Annotated in this window: 1 protein-coding gene; it reads right to left on the reverse strand. The window is 60.6% G+C overall.

The window, feature by feature from the left end:
- The coding region (locus A5707_RS13440) for a protein kinase family protein (protein ID WP_197495275.1) at positions 1-578 on the reverse strand (578 nt) is incomplete at its 3' end.
- Between the last annotated feature and the right edge of the window lie 33 nt (positions 579-611).

Raw genomic sequence — 611 nt, forward strand, 5'->3', positions numbered from 1 at the left:
TTTGTTTGGTGTTGGGCGTGTTCGATGGCGTGGCCCAGTACGTAGGTCCAGGCTTCGGGTAGTGGGCGTTGGTGTGGCTGGTTGGTCAAGGTGTCGGTGATGATCTGGCGCAACAGGTCGGTCGCCGTGGCGGGGATGTGGTGGGGGTTTTTGGTGTCGTGGTCGCCGGCGAGCAGCCGCAGGGCCAGCAGCCCGAGTTTGTAGCTGTCGGTGTAGATGGTGGCCCGTTCCTCGCCAGAAGGACTGTCCCATCCCGGGGTTTCCATTTGGGGTAGTGCCGAGACGGCGTTGATCCGCATGGCGTCGCAGTCGATGAAGTAGACCGCTTCGTGCGGCGTCAGCGAGAACAGCAGGTTTTTCGGTGAGATATCACCGACGCACACACCGTGCTTGTGAAGAAACGCCAGGGCGGAGGCGACTTCGCGCAGCAGCGAATAACGTTGAACGTCATCGAGTTTGACGCCTCGGGCAGACAACACCGAAACATGATTGAGCAGATGCTGGAATTCGGCGGGGGTCCTTGACACGCCACCAACGGTGGTCAGGTCGATGAAAAACTGAGCGGGGATGGCTGGCATCACGAAACCCCGTGGCCTGCCGCTTGCTGCGTT

The organism is Mycobacterium kyorinense, assembly GCF_001672775.1.
Lineage (GTDB): Bacteria > Actinomycetota > Actinomycetes > Mycobacteriales > Mycobacteriaceae > Mycobacterium > Mycobacterium kyorinense_A.